Below are 19569 nucleotides of genomic sequence, written 5' to 3' on the forward strand. Positions count from 1 at the left end.
CTTTTTCAATTTAACAAATAAAAAATCCAATTATATGAAAAAACTATTCAATTATATGATGATAATTGATATAATTTTATTGTCGAAAGGAAAATCAATATGCAAGTCAGTTATAATGATTTATTCAAAAAATTAATTGATAAAGGTTTGAAAAAGACGGAATTTGCAAAAGAAGCTGGAATTTCTCCTGGGACTTTAGCAAAGTTGTCAAAAAATGAGACTATTTCGATGGAAAATTTATTAAAGATTTATAAGTTTTGAGGTTGTAATAGTTTTGATGAAATCATAGAAGTTATTGATTGATTTTCTTTTTTGAGCTGAGGCTCATTTCGGTATGGAATCATGATCTATCGTTTGATAGTGTTCAAGGCAAAGCTTAGATTCCGAAAAAATAAGTGAGAAGTGTAAACTAGGAGGACTTTATGAACAAAACAATATGTGAATTATTTGCCGGTGTAGGAGGATTTAGATTAGGTTTTGAAAGAGCCGATTCTGGATGGAAAACTACATGGTTTTCACAATGGGAACCAGGGGCGAGAACACAATGGGCAAATCAGTGCTATGTGCAACATTTTGGAGATTCACCAGATATAAATGGGGAATTTCATACTTGTGAAGATATTTCTACTGTAGATAAAAATGCTATTCCAGATCATACCCTTTTGGTTGGTGGATTTCCTTGCCAAGATTATTCAGTAGCTCAATCGTTATCTAGTTCAAAAGGTATCGAAGGAAAAAAAGGAGTTCTATGGTGGCAAATTAGAGATACCATCGAAGCAAAGAGACCAGCATTTTGTATTTTTGAAAATGTTGATAGATTATTAAAATCTCCAGCAAAGCAACGTGGGAGAGATTTTGGTATCATCTTAAGTTGTTTGAATGCCTTAGGATATTCTGCTGAGTGGAGAGTAATAAATGCTGCTGAATATGGTGCGGCACAACGCAGAAGAAGAGTATTTATTTTTGCATATAGAAATGATACGGTTTATGCTGATTCAGTAAAAGAAATGGACGAATTATCACTGATCAATTTAGATGGATTCATGGCGAAATCATTTCCGATTGAACAAGTAGAAAATTGTTTTGAAGGAACTTTGATGAATGATTTATTAGAAATGACAGATAAATTCTCATTTGATTTTAAGTCCGCTGGATTGATGAGAAACGGGGAAATATATACAAATAATGTCGTTCCAGTAATGGAGACACCTATACTATTGGGAGATATCTTACAGTCTAATGTTGACGAAAGTTTTTATATAACAAACGAAAAAATGAGCAAATGGACTTATTTGAAAGGTGCGAAAAAAATAAATCGTGTATCTAAGACAGGGCATGAGTATGTCTTTTCAGAGGGTCCTATTGCTTTTCCGGATTCATGGGATAAACCAGGTAGAACCATGCTTACTAGCGAATCTACTTTGAATAGAAGCACACATGTCGTTTCAGATCCTGGAACAGGAAGATTGAGAACTTTGACTCCAATCGAAGCAGAACGTTTGCAAGGTTTTGATGACGATTGGACTAATAGTGGAATGCCTAATAGGATGAGATTCTTTTGCATGGGAAATGCTTTGGTAGTGCCAATGATCACAAGAATGGCCAGAGTTTTGGATAAAATAATCGATAAAGAACAATGATCTTATGTCTTAGGCATAAGATTTTTGTGCATATAGGGAAAGAGGGTGATAGATATGAAGTTATTTGATTATGATGATACAGATATCAATAGTATTTATTCATATGCAAAAAAATTGGAAGGAATGACCTTTCATGAGGTATTGGATGAATATGAAAGAAGTCCAATAAAAAGTTATGGAGGGAAAATATATGATGCATATGCCAATTTTGAAAATATGGTAATAAGAGAAAAAGCAGTAGAATATGGTTTTGGAGCATCTTTGAATGACAAAGCGAAAGGTCAATTGGGTAATTTTATAGAAAAATACTATTTTGGTTATGATCCAAATGGTAATCAAGAAGCGGATTTTAATAAGATAGGATTAGAATTAAAACAAACACCTATTGATAAGACGAAAAAAGGTGAATATAGAGCAGGAGAAAGACTGTCCATAACAAATATTTCTTACAATGAACCTGTAGAAGAAGATTTCTATAAAAGTCATGTATGGAAAAAAATTAAATGTATCCTTTTGATTCATTATTTGAGGGACAAGTCCATTGAACGTTTGGATTATGTTATTAAATTTGTAAATTTATTTAGTCCGCCTAAGGATGATCTTAAGATCATCATCGATGACTATAATCAGATCAATGAAAAAATCAAACAAGGAAAAGCTCATGAATTAAGCGAAGGAGATACGATGTATCTGGGAGCTTGTACGAAAGGTGCAACTGCCAAAAAAAGCATGAGGCCGCAATATTATGGTGATCATACTTTAGCTAAGAAAAGAAATTATTGTTTCAAAGTATCTTACATGAATTATGTTTTGAAAAATTATATCCTTCAAAACAATGTGCCGTGTGAATCTATCATAAAAGGAGATATTAAAACAAATTTCCAAGAGCATGTTGTATCTTTGATAAATAAGCACATTGGCATGACAGATAAAGAATTATGTGAAATGTATGATCGCCCTTATAACAATAACAAAGCACAATGGAATGATCTTGCATTCCGAATGTTAGGAATCAAAGGTAATCATGCTGCAGAATTTCAAAAAGCAAATATCGTAGTTAAGACCATACGAATAGAAGAAAATGGAAAGAATAGAGAAAACATGTCTTTTGCACCATTCAAATTCAAAGAACTTGTGCAAGAAGAATGGGAAGATTCTACAGTATTTAATTATTTTGATACAACGCAATTCTTATTTGTCGTTTTTCAAAAAGTTAGTGATGCTTATGTACTACAGAAAGCAAAATTATGGCACATGCCTTACTATGATTTGAATGAGATTGTGAAAAGTGAATGGCAAAATTATAAAAATATAATCAAAAATGGAGTGATTTTCAAAAAGGTTAAAAATCTAGATGGTGAATTAGAAGTTAAGAATAACTTACCTGGAATGAAAGATACTGAAATCATACATATACGTCCTCATGCCCAGAAATCCGCTTATAAGTTAAATGATGGATTTTTAAAAGGCAATGTTGAAAGAGATGCAGATGAATTGCCAAATGGAGAATGGATGACAAAACAGAGTTTTTGGTTGAACAAGCAATATATATTAAAACAATTAAAGTAAGGTGATGTATGTGAAGCATCAAAATTTAAAAACTACTCCGGAAGTTTCAAAGCGTATGAAGGCGTTGAGCCATAAAAAAAGTAAGGTTGAATCTGTGCTTGCAAAAGCTTTATGGCATAAAGGGTATCGTTATCGATTGAATTATAAAAAATTACCTGGGACACCTGATATAGCATTACCAAAATATAAGATAGCAATATTTGTTGACGGCGAATTTTGGCACGGGAAAGATTTCGAAAAAACGAAAGATAAACTTAAGAACAATAAAGATTATTGGATTGAAAAGATTGAGGAGAACATTCAAAGAGATCTAAGAAATGACAGTTTACTTCATCAAATGGGTTGGACACCATTACACTTTTGGAGTAATGATGTAAAAAGATATTTACCATACTGTATAGATGAGATAGAAGAAAACATTTATGAAATATATATCAGAGAATAGACTGTATTAAATGACTATTGTTTAATTGAGATTTATTAGTATATTTTTACGGTATGGACTCCTAAAATTTCAAAATAGATTTATATTCTATATGATGAAATGAAAATTAATGATAAAAACTATTTTTTTGATTTCAAGATAAATATATGGCAATACAATAAGGGGTTTGTGAAATTATGTAAGAATTTAATAATGTGTATTGTTAATTAATAAAATGAAACTATGAAAAATAGTAGCAATAGATTTGTTGTATCTAAATTACTAGAGATAAAAAGGAGAATGCTTATGGCTAATAAAACAGAAAGAATAGGGATTAATCATGTTGGAGAGATTGCGGAACGAAACCAATGGATGTTTCGTGAGCAACCGATAAATGATATAGGTATTGATGCTCATATGGAGCTAACAGAACCAACAGGAAAGTCAAAACAGCTTCTCGCTTTACAAATAAAATCAGGAATAAGTTGGTTTAAAGAAAAAAAAGGTAATTATATTATATTTCGTGACATAGATGAAAGACAGTATAACTATTGGACCATGAACACTTTACCATGCATAATTGTTCTGTACAATCCAGATGATAATTTATGTATTTGGCAAAAATTAACTGCTGAAAGCATTGAAAGAACCAATAATGGAAAAGGAAAAGGATTTTTTGTGAAGGTCCCTCTAACTCAAATTTTTTTAGATAATGTATCAAATAATAAACTTATTTCTTTAACGAATTTACCGCATCATATTGCTAATTATAATTTTTTGTTATCTCAAAAAAATTTTATGAAAATTATTCAAGATGGCGGTCAAATAAAACTACACTCAGAAGAATGGATAAATAAGAGCAACGGAAGAGGAAATATGGAATTTATTGTAAATGATGGAAAAAGTATTAAAAAGTATTCGTACCCATATTGGTTTCCATTTACACCTTATGTTGAGGTGTTTTCTCGGTTATTTCCTTGGGCAGATTTTGCAGCAGATGAAGATTTTTTTTATGAATATGATAGACGTCTTTGGAGAGAGTATCATTGTTATTTTGATAAAGAAATTGGAGAATGGTTGGTTGTAGGTGATGAATTTGAGGATTTTCGAAAAAAATTAAATCCGATGAGAAGCATCATTCATTCAGGTGAAGTTGCTGAATATATGTTGGATATTAGTTTAAATGAATTAGGGAAATCATTTTTAAACGTGGATGAATATGTATCACAAATTCAACCTCATACTGATATAAGACCGAAAGGAGAAGAAAATGAAAGAAATAAAACTTAATACAGATGCAGGAAGAACAAAATCTTTCGATGGATATAGTCTGGATTCCACTGAAAAGTATTTAATTGATATTGAAGAAGAGATGGATTTTCAAATGGCGATAGTAAGGGCGTTTCATTTTATGGGGCCACCTCCTGCTATTAAAAATTATTATTCTTGGTTATTCGAAAATGGCTTTGATACTGAATCTCCAAATCCTACAAATGTAGTTGTAGCTAGATATTATGGTGTTAAAGCTCTTTGGAAAACAGATTTTTCACAAGGAATTGTTGTAAAAGCAAAAAATGAGAGTGATTATTTCATAGTTATGGAATGTAGTAATAAAAATAAAGGTTATAAGCATACACAAATCATTTTAACTATAGGAGGATGTTACTAAAGTGATGACATATATTGAAAATTTCATAAAATATGAAGGAATTAGAGTCTTTACTCATGGAAACAATAAATTATGAGAAAGTGTAATTTGAAATAGAGGTGATTTGATGGTATTTATTCATCATCCAAATATAAGATATAAAGGGATTTCAACGAATTATTCACCGACTATAATGCTTTTACGTTGCACAATAAGGAATTATGCCGATGCATTTGTTGAAAAAGGATTGATTAGATTTGGGACTCCAAAGGAATGGCGAAAAATAGATAAAGATGGTCAAGGCGATCAATTAGAGGGCTGCTATTCTGCTGTAGAAAACATAGATGGAGCTGAAGCATTTTTTTTATCACTGAGAGCTAATTCGTTTTGTGAATATATTGAAGAAGTCGATAAGTTCTGTTTTTTTGACGATGAAATTTTAAATTTGCGTTCTTTTTGTTTGTATGGACTAAGTAAATCCTTATTTTCAGAAGAATATACAGATCATTTTTTAAATAATCTCAAAAAAGGCGTGATACCTAAAAGTTATTTTCAAGATTTTACTGAAGTCACTAAAGAGGGGTATGATTCTCTTGATGATGAAGAAAAACCTGTTGATATTTTTATATACAAGCCTAAAGAATTTTTTGAAAGAATTAGAAAGTCATTGCGTTCTCAAGGAGTATATAATCATGAAATAATCATTAATCCGGTTCATTATGTAGATAGAAGTAAAAATTGGATGTTAGCAGAACAAGCTCCAAAAGAATTATTTTTTAAACAACTTAGATTTGAACATCAGAGTGAAGTCCGAGTTGTAATAAATACACAAAGAAAAGAGATTTTAGATGAGTTTGATAAAAATAATGGATTAATCAATATAGGAGATTTATCAGACATTTGCTCTGTTTCTGATTATTACTTTAAGGAGATGAATATTTCTTTAGGAGAGAGAAGTTTACTTTTTGATTTGCCAAAACCAATTGTTTCTAAAGTTACATTTGATGAAGCGATATCTATTTTATTACAATATTTATGTGATGAAGTACCTGAGTCTCCTTTATCGATAGATGCTATTAATGATAAGTTAAAGGAGTTCTCTAAATTGTTTGATGAATTATTTAATTGTGATTACACTCCTAAGCAACTATTTCTTTATAATCGAAATAATAATCAGACTTATGATTTTTCAAAAAATGTTGAATCAAGACTAATTAAACATAGCAAATATTACTATGAAAAGCACAATTATCAGGAATTTTTTAAAGCTAATAAATTGATAACTATATATATACCGACTGCATCATATGCTTGGTGGAATATAGGGGTTTATTATTTTATTGAAAAGGAATATTAGAAAATGTTTGAATACTTTGATAGAGCAATTGAACTAGATCCACACAACAAAAAGTATAAATCAGAGTATTCTGACATGCTTAAAATATATAAATAGTGCATCATTGATATTATTTAAAATCATATTTGATATAAGAAAATGTATTTTAAAATACGGTTAGTTTAATTTGGAAATTTACAAGAGTTCTTTTTAAAAAACTTAATTTGGAATAATATGATTAAAAATTATTGAGCACCGTATTCGAGAATAGATGTTACGTAAGAATGTCTCAGATATATAATTTGGTTTAAAATAATGAATAATTTAGTAGCTTAACTTATATTTATATGATTAGCGAAAAAAGAAAGGAAAAATAGAAGGGAACATTATGATTATATCTGAATTAAAAATATATAATTTCCGTAGATTTAAATCTAAAGATGGTCTTCCAGGATTGCATATTACTTTTCATAAAGGATTAAATGCTTTGATAGGAGAAAATGATTCAGGAAAAACTGCAGTAATTGATGCACTCAAGCTAGTTTTGTTAACTCAAAGTAATGAATATATTAGGCCTATGGATGATAATTTTTATAAGTCTACCCATGGAGAGGAGTGTAGCGAATTTAAAATTGATTGTAGAATTACGAATTTTACTCAAAATGAAGCAAAAAACTTTATCGAGTATTTAAAATTTGAAAAGAATGGCGAAAAAGTGGAATACATACTTGAACTTCATTATCGTGCATGGAAAGAAGGCCATAAAATATTTCAGGAATTACGGGTAGGGGATGTAGATGACAGTGTTTCAATTGATGGAAAAGCAAGAGATTTGTTGAAAGCGGTCTACTTAAAACCACTTAGGGACGCTAAACGTGAAATGAGTTCTGGACGAGGTTCCAGAATTTCACAAATACTTCTTAGCCACCCCGTTTTCAAAGGCAAAAAAGAACATGCTATCAAAGATATTTTTCAAGAAGCGAATACGCAGATAGAGGAATATTTCACGAATGATCCTGAGGGAAAGTGTATTCTTCAAACAATCTGTAATAATTTAGAATTGTTTAATGACAGAGGACAAGCCAGTAACGCAGAGTTTAAGACATCAGATATTCAATTAAAGTCTATACTTGAATCTCTGTCCTTGAATGCTCCAGAGATAAATCCAGGTTTGGGAGAATTAAATCTGTTATTTATTGCAGCAGAACTATTACTGCTTAAGGATGATAACGATGGTGGCATGAAATTGGCTCTTATTGAGGAATTGGAAGCACATCTTCATCCACAGGCTCAACTTCGATTAATCAATTATCTTCAAAACGAATATAACGAGAATGATGTTCAGATTATTATATCTACACATAGTCCAATACTTGCTTCAAAAATCAATCTTAAAAATTTGATATTAATGAAAGATGGTGCTGGTTATGATTTGGCTGAGGGAAAAACAGGGCTTCAAAAAGGGGATTATTTGTTTCTTCAGCGTTTTCTCGATTCAACAAAAGCTAACTTATTTTTTGCTAAGGGCATTATAATGGTAGAAGGTGACGCTGAGAATATACTTATTCCTGTAATTGCTGATATTTTAGGTTATCCGTTAGAAAAATACGGGATATCCATTGTAAATGTTGGAAGTACTGCATTCCTTAGATACAGTAGGATTATGGTAAGAGAAGATGGACAAACAATTAATATTCCAGTTTCTGTGATTACAGATTGTGATGTAAAACCATATGATGTTGACCCAGTAACAAAGAGAAAAACGTTCAATGAAAAAATAATTGAATCTGAGCAAAACGAAAAAGAGAAAAATGAAAAATACACCGAAGGATCAGTCCACGGATTTACTTCACCTAGATGGACGTTGGAATATTGTATTGCTATGAGTAGTCTTTCAGAAGACTTCCATAAAGCGGTTCATTACGGAAAGAAAATTTTGAATGCACGAGAACACATTTCACTTACTGATAAAAAAATCACTGAAGCAAACAAAATAGTTGAAGAAGAAAAAAAGCAGTGGCATGATTTATCTCAGGCAGAAAAAGCATATGAAATTTACAATTTAATGCTCAATGGGGATGGGAAAAGTAGCTTAAAAGCAATCGTTTCTCAATGTTTAGCATCAATCTTACGTTGGAGAATATCTGTTATTCCAAGCGAACTATCGCAAGAGAAGATGTTTGATCTTGATTTGTATAGTTTAAAGAAAGATGAGGAAAAGAGATTAGAGTTGAAAACTAAAATTGAAGAAGATCAATTCTTAAGCTATATTGTGAAAGCTATCAAATATGCTGCAGGAGAAAGAGATTAAAAAGGAGAATTCTACTATGGAATTGGAAATTTCTGATAAAGATATTGAATCAATTGAGAATCTTCTTTTGCCAGAAGGAGCACACTTTCAAGAAGATGCAAGAAATGTTATTCGTTGTTGGCATTCCACCGATATATCTGCTTGCCCGGGAAGTGGTAAAACAACTGTCCTTCTTGCAAAATTGAAACTATTGAGTGATCGGATGCCATTTGAAAAAGGTGCAGGAATTTGTGTTCTATCTCACACTAATGTTGCTGTAGAGGAAATAAAAAAACGTCTATCAAGTTATGCTGATAAACTTTTTAGCTATCCAAATTATATCGGAACGATTCAATCATTTGTTGATAAATTTGTTACTATGCCATATTTGAGAAATATTTCTGGTCGTAATGTACAAGTGGTTGACAATCATACTTATGCGCAGCATATGCTAGACAGGATGCAAAACATCAAGAAGTATAATGCTCTTGATTATTTAATAAAGAATAGATTTAAAACTGGTGGTCAATTTAATAATCTACTCGAATATATACAGGAATTTTATATACGTGATGATGGAGCTCTTTGTGTAGGTAAGCAAAAAAATGCGTTAGCTCTTGGAGATAAACCTTCTACTAAACAGTACAAAGACTTAATTATTGATCTTTTAAAATACGAAGGTATAATACGATACAAAGATGCATATTTATATGCTAATCAGGCTGTAAGTGTTCTATCTGAAACGTATCAAGATTTATTTTCATTACGTTTCCAGTATGTCTTTATTGATGAATATCAAGATTGTGATATTATTCAACGACAAGTCATCTCTGCAATATTTAACCCACAAAAATGTACATTAATCAAAATAGGAGATCCAGATCAAGCTATTTATAATTCTTCAAAAGTCAAAGTGTCAGATTGGGTGCCACAGGACGGTTTTTTGCCGATACAAACTTCTTGTAGATATAGCCAGGAAATTGCAGATGTGATATGTAAATTAAAGAAATCCGATGAAACTATCATTACATCTGTAGGCAATACAGGATTAAAGCCAATATTACTTGTCTTTGATCCTGATAAAATTGACAGAGTAATTAGCGAATTCATAGGTGTTTTAGAGAGCCATGGTCTTTATGATAATAAAGCTATATATAAAGCTATTGGTGCTATTAGAAATAAAGACTCCCCAGGACTTAAAATAGGAAGCTATTGGACAGAATTTGATAGTTCCGTTAAAAATCAAGCAAAACACAAGTATTGGAAATTAATAGATGATATTGCTACAAATTTATTAGAGGGTAATTTGTATAAAGTAGAATATACTGTTCGTGAAATTTTATGTTGCATATTTCATTATATAAAAATTAAATCTCCAAGTTCGGGCAGAGAATATTCTGTGTATACAATAAGAAGAAAGCTTACTAATGAATATAGAGAAGAATATAGCCAGTGGATTTATGAATTGTCTAGGATTCAGAATTTTGATAGGGAGAATATTGACTCTCTGATGCGTCAAAATATAAATAAAATTTTGAAAGTTAAGAATCCAGATATAGATGATTTTTTTGCTTTGCTACCAGAGGCTTTTCTTGATGAAAATGCCGCTGGAAATCAGGTGCAAAAGTCGGAAAAAAACATATATATTGATCCAATAAGAGGACGTAGAATAGAATTTGATACTATTCATGGAGTAAAAGGTGAAACACATGATGCAACTCTTTATCTTGAAACCGACAGACAAGGATCATCTGACTTAAATAGAATTCTTCCATATTTTGGTGTAGGCAAATGCGGTGATTCGGAGTTGTTTGAGTATAGTCGAAAGCTTGCTTATGTTGGCATGAGTAGAGCAAAGAAACTGTTATGTGTTGCAATGCAAGCTAAAACTTATGAAAAAAGTCAAGAAGTATTCAAGGATGATTGGGAAATTATTGATTTGAGAAAATAAGTATTTGTTCGTGTTAAAGCATAGCATAATTATGTGATACGGAATGATTTACAAAATAGAAATTTTGAAGGTAGCTGAATGACAAATAACTTTGAAGGCATATATACTTGATACCATTGTGCTACCAAAATATAAATATATGTATAATAGGTTGAATAAGATACATAAAATTAGAGTTTTTCTTGATATATATGTTAACAAATATGTTCATTATAATCATTTCGTTTCGGAGTTCGAATAAATGAATTGTACCCGGTGGCTTGCAGGTTGTATATAAAATAATAAGATCTCTTTACTGAAATAAAGGTAAAGAGATTTTTTTAATGAAAGTAGGGTAACCTACTTCTTTTAATTTGATCATTTACATTTTAATTTAGTGATTTATCTTGAAAATGACTAAATTAAAGTAAGAGCTTGATAAAAAAATTTTAAAAGTGAAAGAAAAGTATATAAATGACCATAAATAAAATATATAATTATAAATAGTATAGGGGGAATGGAATTTGTGAAGATGGAAAAAAATAATATAGGTTGAACTTCAAATATTATAGAATATAGAGGGAGGATGTTTCATGCAAAAAGCGATAAAAGAAATCATAGAGTTTAATAAAGAAAGAGAGTGGGATCAATTTCATTCACCTGAAAATTTAGCAAAATCTATTGTCATAGAAGCAGTAGAATTATTGGAATGCTTTCAATGGAATAATAACTATGATAAAGAAAAAGTGTGTGAAGAATTAGCCGATGTAGTGAATTATTGCATTGTAATGGCTAATCAATTGCAAGTGGATTTAGAAACAATAGTGTTAGATAAATTAGAGAAAAATCGTCAAAAATATCCAGTCGAAAAAGCAAAAGGAAATTCAAAGAAGTATAACGAATTATGATTGTATACCAAGAAACAAAAAAGAAATTTTTAAATGATGTTAGACTGGATTTGATTGAAGAGAAAATTGAAAGAAAAGTACTTGAAAGATTACACAAAAAAACTGCACATAATGAATTTTTATCTTGGATGAATTCGATGCAATACATGTATAAAGTTTTAGAGGAAAAAAGTATTCCAGATGATAGTGTAATTGCAATAGAGTATAGGATACCTAATTCAAATAAGCGAGTAGACTTCATAATTAGCGGTGAGGATGGATTAGGACGAGAAAGTGCGGTTATTATAGAACTGAAACAGTGGCAAAAATTAGAAAAAGTGGACTCCAAAGAAGCGGTTGTCAAAACTCATTTACAAGGAAGAATGGTGGAGACAACGCACCCTTCTTATCAGGCTTGGTTTTACGTAAGTATGATCGAAGACTATAATGAAGATGTTAGAAAATATAAAATCAATTTACAACCATGCGCTTATTTACACAATTATAGACTTCAAGAGCATGATGACTTAACAGATTCATGTTATGAATATTATATTGATAAGGCACCAGTATTCACCAGAGGAGATACAGATAAATTAGCAAAGTTTATTTCAAAATATATAAAAAAAAGGGAATCCTGATGTACTTTATCATATCGAACAAGGAAGAATTGTTCCTAGTAAATCTTTACAAGATAGTTTATCATCTATGTTAAAAGGTAATAGAGAATTTACATTGATTGATGAACAAAAAGTAGTGTTTGAAAGAGCGTTAGAAATTGTAAGAAATCAAAACAAGAAAAAAGTATATATAATTCATGGAGGTCCGGGTACTGGAAAAACGGTTTTAGCAATAAATATGCTTGTTGCAATATTGAACATGAATCAAAATGTCATGTATGTAACAAAAAATTCTGCACCGAGAGAAGTTTATCGCAAAAAACTAACTGAAGGAAAATATCGAAAAGCATATATAGATAATCTATTTAAAGGATCAGGAGCTTTTACAGAAGCTATATCAGATGATTTTGATTGTTTAATTGTCGATGAGGCCCATCGGTTGAACGAAAAATCTGGAATGTTTCAAAATTTAGGGGAAAACCAAATAAAAGAAATTATAAATGCAGCGAAAACAAATATATTCTTTGTTGATGATTTTCAAATCGTAACTACTAAAGATATCGGATGTACGAATGAAATAAAAAAATGGTGTCGTTTCTTTGATGCTCAAGTATATGAAGATACACTGATATCACAATTTAGATGCAATGGTAGTGACTCTTATCTTTCATGGATAGATAATGTCTTGGAAATCAATCCAGAAGCAACAGATGACTTTGATTGTGATTATGATATTCGCATTTGTGATACTCCAGATGAAGTAAGACAATTAATTTTAGAGAAAAATAAAATTAATAATAAATCGAGAATGGTTGCTGGTTATTGTTGGAAATGGATTAAAGAAGGAAAAAATGATAGTCATGTTCATGATATACAAATTGGAGATTTTGGAATGTCATGGAATCTTGGATCTTCTTCAACATGGGCCATCGATCCTGAATCTGTAAATGAAATAGGCTGTATTCACACATGTCAAGGGCTTGAGTTTGATTATGTTGGCGTTATTATTGGTGAAGATATGCGATATGACAATGGTATCATTACTGATTTTATGAAAAGGGCTAGTACAGATCAATCTATTAAAGGCTTGAAAGGTTTATATAAGAAAGATAAAGATAAAGCTAAAGATATTGCAGATAAAATTATAAAAAATACATATAGAACATTATTAACAAGAGGTCAAAAAGGATGTTATATCTATTGTGTTGATGAGAATTTAAAATTGTATTTAAAAGAAAGATTAATGAAATAAAATTTGTGTGGATTAGAATTTGTGGGATAAATTTTGAATCGTTAATCGATAATATTGAAAAACAAATTATAGTTTAAAAATAAATCCTACCATATTCTAACAAAATAGATTATAATAGTGAGGCGCATAATAAAATGCAATTCATTAGAAAGAGGGTATGATATGATTCAGTTTTTTAAACAAAACATAGAACCTAAAAAGGGGTTAAGAATGTTTGAAATTATCTTTTCAATTTTATTATGTATTGTTTCTATCGTTTCAATCGGATATGGGGCGATTGAAATTAATTCTCATGTTGATGAAATTCAATTTGTCCAGAGTATAGAAATGACAAGAGATACAGAACTAGAAGATTACAGTGAGGATAACACGATTTGTGATGTTACCTATAGAAATGGTGATAAGGAATTAGTTGTATCTTATACATATGAAGAATATGAGAAATTAGAGAGTGATACAATTACAGCATATGAATTTGAAACAGATAATGGAACAAAATTATATTTTGACCATCAAGATATTAGTGATGATGAAGTACAGTATTCTTATCAGCAAGTAAGAGCAAATGAATTAACACAATTGTTTAATTTAGGAATTGCTTCTTTTATTTTGATGTTATCAGTTTTGATCATGATGTTATTTTCAAAACAGTTTACTACATATGAAAAATCATGGTTTATGTCAATTATGGTATTGGCAACAATTATCTCAGTTATTTTTCCAGAAGAAAGCGCCAATGGTGTCAATGGAATTGTCATCATGCTGCTTTATCTGTTAGATACGTTCTTGAATATTCTTTGTGAGTTATTGATTTCGAAACAATCGAGATATAATTTCCTTGTTTCTGTTTTGGTAGAAATTGTAGAAATTATCTCTTGTATCGTTTTAATGTATCGATTTGCGACAATGGCAACAACCCTGTTCTTCTGGCTGCCAATCGATATTATTAGCTTTATAAACTGGTCAAAACACAAGGATGATGAAGAAAATGAACTGACCGTGGTTCGAAAACTAAAAGGATATCAGGAAGTTTTGGTAATTCTTGGAATCATTATCTGGACATTTGTTGTTGGATATTTGATTAGTGGATTAGATATCGCAACGGATTTCTATAACAATGAATCTTTAGAAACAGCAATTATCTATATTGATGCTTGTGCATCAGCTGTAGGAATTGCAAATGGATTGTTTATTTTCTTTAGACTACGGGAACAATGGATAGCATGGTACATTTGTGCATTCCTTGAAGCAATGATAAATATTGTTTCCGGACAGTATGTTTTATTGGTTTTAAAGCTTGGCTATTTCACAAATACGACTTATGGATATATCAAGTGGACCAAGTATATTCAATCACATACAACGGAAAAACCGGCACAAATATCCTAATTAGTCTTGAGGAATAAGACTAAAATTGTTAAAATGAATATGTAAAGAAAAAATGAAAGGTTAGGAGAAAAAAATTATGGCAATTTCAGCAGGTGATTTTAGAACAGGATTAACTTTAATTGTTGATGGTGATCCTTGTCAGGTATTAGATTTTCAACATGTAAAACCAGGAAAAGGTGCTGCCATCTTAAAGACAAAGATGAAAAATTTAAAGACGGGTGCAGTTCAAGAGAAAAACTTTAATGCTTCTACGAAGTTTGAACCAGCAAATATTTCCAAAAAAGCTGCTCAATATTCATATATGGCAGATTCTACTTATTATTTTATGGATATGGAAACTTATGAAACATATGAATTGACAGAAGATCAGGTAGGGGATAACAAATATTACATCATTGAAGGGGCAGAAGTATCACTGATGTTCTTTGAAGGATTACTTTTATCCGTATCTGTTCCAGAAAAAGTAGAATTAACGATTACACAGACAGATCCAGCAATCAAAGGCGCACCATCAAATCAGACAAAGGATGCTGTTACAGAAACTGGATTATCTTTACGTGTTCCTCAGTTCATTGAACAGGGAGAAAAAATCGTTGTATTTACAACAGATGGTAAATATGCAGGAAGAGCTTAATTAAGCTCTTTTTAAAATTATGAACAAAGTTGTATTGATTAGCGGTGGTGCTAAAGGAATAGGGAAAGCAATTGCTTTAGAACTAGGGAAACAAGGTTATGATATCGTCATCAATTATTTAACATCTGAATCAGAAGCTCATGCACTAAAAGATGCCATCATTAAAAATTATGGTGTGCGATGCTTGGCTATTCAGGCAGATGTTTCGAAAGAGGATGAAGTAGATAAAATGGTATCTTTGATTGAATCAGAATTAGGTGGTGTCGATATTCTGATCAATAATGCTGCCATTGACTTATCAAATTTATTTCATTTAAAAAATGCTGATGAATTTAGAAAGACATTGGATGTAAATGTCGTAGGGGCTTTTAATTGCAGTAAAAGAGTCTATCGACATATGTTAGATCAAGAATATGGAAGGATCATCAATATCTCTTCAACAAACGGTATTAATACATATTATCCAATGTGTATTGATTATGATGCATCTAAGGCTGCCTTAATTTCGTTGACGCATAATCTTGCTTTTGAATTTGCACCATATATTCATGTGAATTGTATTGCTCCAGGTTTTATTGGCACAGAAAATGAACTGGATGGATATGATGAGGAATTTCTAAAAGAAGAAGTTGAAAAAATTATGGTCAACCGATATGGGGACCCTAAAGATGTTGCTTATTTAGTTAAGTTTCTAATAAGTGATGAAGCTGATTTTATCAATAATACAGTCATTCGAATCGATGGCGGACAAAAAGGAAGTTGTTAATCCAACTTCCTTTTCATGTTAGTTAATGCAAGTAAAATAGATAGTTTTCCATATTCAAAGGTTAATCCACCTTGCATGTATAATGTATAAGGTTCAATGACAGGAGCATCAGCACTTAATTCGATGGTACTTCCTTGTGTAAAACTTCCTGCTGCCATGACTTCATCAAAAGGATAACCAGGCATAGGAGCAGGTAAAACTCGTACAAATGAATCAATAGGGCTTGTCTGTTGAATGCCTTGAGTAAAATTGACCAAATTCTCTTTCGTTTTTAATTCGATCGTTTGAATGATGTCTGTTCGTGGTTCATCATAACGAGGGGAGATGTTTGAATATCCTAATTTTTCTAATATATAAGAGGTAAACACGGCAGTTTTCAAAGCATTTTTCACAGCATTAGGAGCCATAAAGAGACCTTTGAAAAAAGAATTGTTTAAGTTGAAATTAGCTCCAAGACTTTTTCCAATTCCAGGTGCTGTTAATCGTTCAGCAACCATATGAATCAGTTCTTGATTTCCTGCGACATATCCTCCGGTAGGTGCAATTCCACCTCCAAGGTTTTTCATCAAAGAGCCAACAACGACATCTGCACCAACATGGCCTGGTTCTTTTGTTTCTACTAATTCTCCATAACAGTTATCAACCATGATAATGACATCTTGATTCACTTCACGTATTTTAGAAATGATACGTTCAATTTTTGAAATAGAGAGTGATTTACGATGTGAATATCCTCTTGAACGTTGAATTTCAACAAGTTTGACGTTGTTCTCTTTCAATCGTTCAATAATCTTCTCGTCATCAAAATCATCATCAACCAATTCTATTTGCTCATAGTGAACACCGTTTGCCTTTAACGATTGACTTGAATGACCAATGATACCAATCATTTCCTGCAGTGAATCATAAGGAGTCCCAGATAATGAAATTATCGTATCTCCGTGTTTTAATAATGCAGAAAGAGCTAAATAAATAGCATTTGTACCACTCATGATCTGTGGACGTACTAAAGCATCTTCACAGCCGAGTACCGTAGCAAATATTTTTTCTAATTTATCTCTTCCTTCATCATAGTTTCCATACCCATTAATATCACTAAAATCTGAATAAGAAACTCTGTTTTCTATAAAAGCAGATAAGATACGATTGGAATTTGATAAACAAATCGTATCAATCTTTTTATAAATATCTTTTAAAACTACATCCGATTCTTCAGCTAGGGCAAGAAGTTGAGGATTGATTTGTTCGAGTATCATATAAAAACCTCCCATAAAATAATTCCTTGTATATTATACACGAATCTTGATAATTTGCATTGATATCAGTAAAGAAATAATGAAAGAATCTAAGAAAATAGCTAGTTAACGTTACCGTTTTTGCGATTTTGTCAAAAATGGTAACGTTAAATTCCTATGTTGTGCTATAATGATATTGGTGATACGTGATGAAATTATATAAAAGAGAAAATTATTTAAAAAAGATTAGAGGTTTTTATAATGCGGATGATATCATTAAAGTAATAACAGGAGTACGCAGATGCGGAAAATCGTCATTGATGCAAACAATTGCTGATGAAATCATATCAAAAGGGGTACCAAAAGAGAATATCATATATCTAGATTTAGACCAAAGGGAATTTAGAAAATTAAAAAATGCTGATCAGCTAGAATCACTTATTGAAAATAAAACTTCTGGTATTAAGGGCTTAAAATATCTTTTTATCGATGAAATACAGAATGTAGATAAATTTGAAGATGTTATAAATAGTTTTAGAAATGATGGCGATTATTCAATATTTATAACCGGTTCTAATTCTTATTTATTAAGTGGTGAGTTAATGACAAAATTAACGGGAAGGTATATTGAATTTGAAATATTTACGTTAAGTTTTGAAGAGTATGAAAATATGAAAAAATTCTATAATAAGACAATTCACACGAACCCTTTAGAAGAACTCAACTCATATATTATGGAAGGCGGCTTTCCACGTGCAATACAATTCGATAATTTAGGTGATAAAAGAACATATACTCAAAGTGTTATAAAGGAAATATTTGAAAAGGATATACTTAAAAGAATTAAAATTAGAGATAGAAATCACTTCGAAATTGTTAAGAATTTTGTGATTAATAATTTTGGATCATTCATGAGTATAAATAGTATTTTAAGTGCTTTAAGAAAAAATGGTATTTTAATTAGCAAGACAACACTTTCTAAATATATTCAAGCTTTACTAGATGCCAAGATCATATATGAGTGTTCCAGATATGATATGAAATCAAAAAAAGCTATAAAAGGTGAAAAGAAATATTATATAGCAGATTTAAGTTTTTATTATGCATTGAATACGGATAATCAGATGAATTATGGCCCTTGTTTAGAAAATATTGTATATATCTATGCAAGAAGTCATGATTATTCTATAAGTGTGGGAAGAATTGGTAAGTTGGAATGCGATTTTATATTACGTGATAGAGAATTAAATTATTCTTATCTCCAGGTATCCTATACAATAATGTTAAGTAAAGATACCGAAGATAGAGAATATAGACCGTTGGAACAAATCAGAGATAATTATCCAAAATATGTAGCGACGACAGATTATTTATTACAGAAAAGAAATGGAATCAAACATATCAATATCATAGATTTCATGAAAAACAACGAACAATTTTAAATGATATATTATTAAAAAAGTAATAAAAATATTGGGGTGTATCAAATAAGATTCATACACCTAAAATAACTCAGAAACCATCTCTTATTTAAACAATAATTGTTTTTTATATTAAAATATTCGCTCTTTTCAAACAAATCGCTGATATATACATAAGTAAGGAAATTTAGATTTCTTTTGTCTTTATGAGAAAGTAAAGAATATTCATTATTTAGCAAATCACAATGAATATTTTAAGTTTATGGTAAATATTAACGCAAAAGCTTTGGCATATAATGATCAACAGTATTCTTGAAAAGAACGAAAATATTAAGAAAAAAATGAGTTAAGCTTAGAATCTAAAAATAGACAAAATAATGTAAATAAAACAATGTATTATTGTTATGTGTATTATTGACAATTAATTTAGCTAGTTTATAATGAAATTAACAAGAGGAGGACAGACCAATGGACAGGAAGGCTATATTAAGTAGAATTCTTAATATTTTTCATTGTTTTTGATTAAGT

Annotated in this window: 17 protein-coding genes; 16 read left to right on the top strand and 1 reads right to left on the bottom strand. The window is 30.6% G+C overall.

Going from position 1 to position 19569, the window contains the following annotated elements; translation table 11 throughout:
• The first annotated feature begins 99 nt into the window (after positions 1 to 99).
• The 15 genes from BQ5367_RS11590 to BQ5367_RS11655 all read left to right on the top strand — a co-directional run bounded on the left by BQ5367_RS11590 (position 100) and on the right by BQ5367_RS11655 (position 16385).
• Positions 100 to 261: a helix-turn-helix domain-containing protein gene (locus BQ5367_RS11590; protein WP_071442635.1), complete on the top strand. Its 162-nt coding sequence runs from the start codon at positions 100 to 102 to the stop codon at positions 259 to 261.
• Positions 262 to 422: 161 nt separating this feature from the next.
• Entirely contained in the window at positions 423 to 1640 is a 1218-nt protein-coding gene (gene dcm, locus BQ5367_RS11595) for a DNA (cytosine-5-)-methyltransferase (RefSeq protein ID WP_071442636.1), read from the top strand.
• 54 nt (positions 1641 to 1694) lie between these two features.
• Positions 1695 to 3209, top strand: coding sequence for a Sau3AI family type II restriction endonuclease (locus BQ5367_RS11600; protein WP_071442637.1), 1515 nt, complete (start codon positions 1695 to 1697; stop codon positions 3207 to 3209).
• Between the two features lie 10 nt (positions 3210 to 3219).
• Positions 3220 to 3654 (top strand): very short patch repair endonuclease, encoded by a 435-nt coding sequence (locus tag BQ5367_RS11605; RefSeq protein WP_071442638.1) that lies wholly within the window; start codon positions 3220 to 3222, stop codon positions 3652 to 3654.
• A 285-nt stretch (positions 3655 to 3939) separates the two neighbouring features.
• Positions 3940 to 4923, top strand: a complete 984-nt coding sequence (locus BQ5367_RS11610) for a DUF4365 domain-containing protein (RefSeq protein ID WP_071442639.1) — start codon at positions 3940 to 3942, stop codon at positions 4921 to 4923.
• Positions 4904 to 5302, top strand: a complete 399-nt coding sequence (locus BQ5367_RS11615) for a hypothetical protein (protein ID WP_071442640.1) — start codon at positions 4904 to 4906, stop codon at positions 5300 to 5302. The genes BQ5367_RS11610 and BQ5367_RS11615 overlap by 20 nt, the downstream gene beginning before the upstream one ends.
• Before the next feature lie 106 nt (positions 5303 to 5408).
• Complete coding sequence (locus tag BQ5367_RS11620; protein WP_071442641.1) at positions 5409 to 6638, top strand: hypothetical protein; 1230 nt, start codon at positions 5409 to 5411, stop codon at positions 6636 to 6638.
• A 367-nt stretch (positions 6639 to 7005) separates the two neighbouring features.
• Entirely contained in the window at positions 7006 to 8928 is a 1923-nt protein-coding gene (locus BQ5367_RS11625; protein WP_071442642.1) for an ATP-dependent nuclease, read from the top strand.
• A gap of 16 nt (positions 8929 to 8944) precedes the next feature.
• The gene (locus tag BQ5367_RS11630) at positions 8945 to 10858 is read left to right on the top strand and encodes a UvrD-helicase domain-containing protein (RefSeq protein ID WP_071442643.1); all 1914 of its coding nucleotides are present in this window, start codon (positions 8945 to 8947) and stop codon (positions 10856 to 10858) included.
• Positions 10859 to 11430: 572 nt separating this feature from the next.
• Entirely contained in the window at positions 11431 to 11745 is a 315-nt protein-coding gene (locus tag BQ5367_RS11635) for a nucleotide pyrophosphohydrolase (RefSeq protein ID WP_071442644.1), read from the top strand.
• Positions 11742 to 12365, top strand: coding sequence for a hypothetical protein (locus BQ5367_RS13870; RefSeq protein ID WP_235858766.1), 624 nt, complete (start codon positions 11742 to 11744; stop codon positions 12363 to 12365). Before BQ5367_RS11635 ends, BQ5367_RS13870 begins: the two co-directional genes overlap by 4 nt.
• 67 nt (positions 12366 to 12432) lie before the next feature.
• Complete coding sequence (locus BQ5367_RS13875) at positions 12433 to 13596, top strand: DUF2075 domain-containing protein (protein ID WP_235858767.1); 1164 nt, start codon at positions 12433 to 12435, stop codon at positions 13594 to 13596.
• Positions 13597 to 13758: 162 nt separating this feature from the next.
• Positions 13759 to 14985 carry a nicotinamide riboside transporter PnuC gene (pnuC, locus tag BQ5367_RS11645; protein WP_071442645.1) on the top strand — a complete coding sequence of 409 codons (1227 nt, stop codon included), beginning with the start codon at positions 13759 to 13761 and terminating at the stop codon, positions 14983 to 14985.
• Positions 14986 to 15061: 76 nt separating this feature from the next.
• Positions 15062 to 15619: an elongation factor P gene (efp, locus tag BQ5367_RS11650; RefSeq protein ID WP_071442646.1), complete on the top strand. Its 558-nt coding sequence runs from the start codon at positions 15062 to 15064 to the stop codon at positions 15617 to 15619.
• Positions 15620 to 15638: 19 nt separating this feature from the next.
• Complete coding sequence (locus tag BQ5367_RS11655; RefSeq protein WP_071442647.1) at positions 15639 to 16385, top strand: SDR family NAD(P)-dependent oxidoreductase; 747 nt, start codon at positions 15639 to 15641, stop codon at positions 16383 to 16385.
• Here the strand turns inward: BQ5367_RS11655 and BQ5367_RS11660 are convergent.
• A complete protein-coding gene (locus tag BQ5367_RS11660; RefSeq protein ID WP_071442648.1) occupies positions 16382 to 17641 on the bottom strand; it encodes a methionine gamma-lyase family protein in 1260 nt (419 codons plus the stop codon). The genes BQ5367_RS11655 and BQ5367_RS11660 overlap by 4 nt on opposite strands.
• A 188-nt stretch (positions 17642 to 17829) precedes the next feature.
• Between BQ5367_RS11660 and BQ5367_RS11665 the strand changes: the two genes are divergently transcribed.
• Positions 17830 to 19062, top strand: coding sequence for an ATP-binding protein (locus tag BQ5367_RS11665; RefSeq protein WP_071442649.1), 1233 nt, complete (start codon positions 17830 to 17832; stop codon positions 19060 to 19062).
• Positions 19063 to 19569 lie beyond the last annotated feature (507 nt).

Source organism: Traorella massiliensis, assembly GCF_900104665.1.
Classification (GTDB): domain Bacteria; phylum Bacillota_I; class Bacilli_A; order Erysipelotrichales; family Erysipelotrichaceae; genus Traorella; species Traorella massiliensis.

Coding starts and splice junctions, on each gene's coding strand:
- BQ5367_RS11590 (WP_071442635.1), top strand. CDS start 100: ATGCAAGTCAGTTATAATGATTTATTCAAAAAATTAATTGATAAAGGT.
- dcm (WP_071442636.1), top strand. CDS start 423: ATGAACAAAACAATATGTGAATTATTTGCCGGTGTAGGAGGATTTAGA.
- BQ5367_RS11600 (WP_071442637.1), top strand. CDS start 1,695: ATGAAGTTATTTGATTATGATGATACAGATATCAATAGTATTTATTCA.
- BQ5367_RS11610 (WP_071442639.1), top strand. CDS start 3,940: ATGGCTAATAAAACAGAAAGAATAGGGATTAATCATGTTGGAGAGATT.
- BQ5367_RS11615 (WP_071442640.1), top strand. CDS start 4,904: ATGAAAGAAATAAAACTTAATACAGATGCAGGAAGAACAAAATCTTTC.
- BQ5367_RS11620 (WP_071442641.1), top strand. CDS start 5,409: ATGGTATTTATTCATCATCCAAATATAAGATATAAAGGGATTTCAACG.
- BQ5367_RS11625 (WP_071442642.1), top strand. CDS start 7,006: ATGATTATATCTGAATTAAAAATATATAATTTCCGTAGATTTAAATCT.
- BQ5367_RS11630 (WP_071442643.1), top strand. CDS start 8,945: ATGGAATTGGAAATTTCTGATAAAGATATTGAATCAATTGAGAATCTT.
- BQ5367_RS11635 (WP_071442644.1), top strand. CDS start 11,431: ATGCAAAAAGCGATAAAAGAAATCATAGAGTTTAATAAAGAAAGAGAG.
- BQ5367_RS13870 (WP_235858766.1), top strand. CDS start 11,742: ATGATTGTATACCAAGAAACAAAAAAGAAATTTTTAAATGATGTTAGA.
- BQ5367_RS13875 (WP_235858767.1), top strand. CDS start 12,433: ATGTTAAAAGGTAATAGAGAATTTACATTGATTGATGAACAAAAAGTA.
- pnuC (WP_071442645.1), top strand. CDS start 13,759: ATGATTCAGTTTTTTAAACAAAACATAGAACCTAAAAAGGGGTTAAGA.
- efp (WP_071442646.1), top strand. CDS start 15,062: ATGGCAATTTCAGCAGGTGATTTTAGAACAGGATTAACTTTAATTGTT.
- BQ5367_RS11655 (WP_071442647.1), top strand. CDS start 15,639: ATGAACAAAGTTGTATTGATTAGCGGTGGTGCTAAAGGAATAGGGAAA.
- BQ5367_RS11660 (WP_071442648.1), bottom strand. CDS start 17,641: ATGATACTCGAACAAATCAATCCTCAACTTCTTGCCCTAGCTGAAGAA.
- BQ5367_RS11665 (WP_071442649.1), top strand. CDS start 17,830: ATGAAATTATATAAAAGAGAAAATTATTTAAAAAAGATTAGAGGTTTT.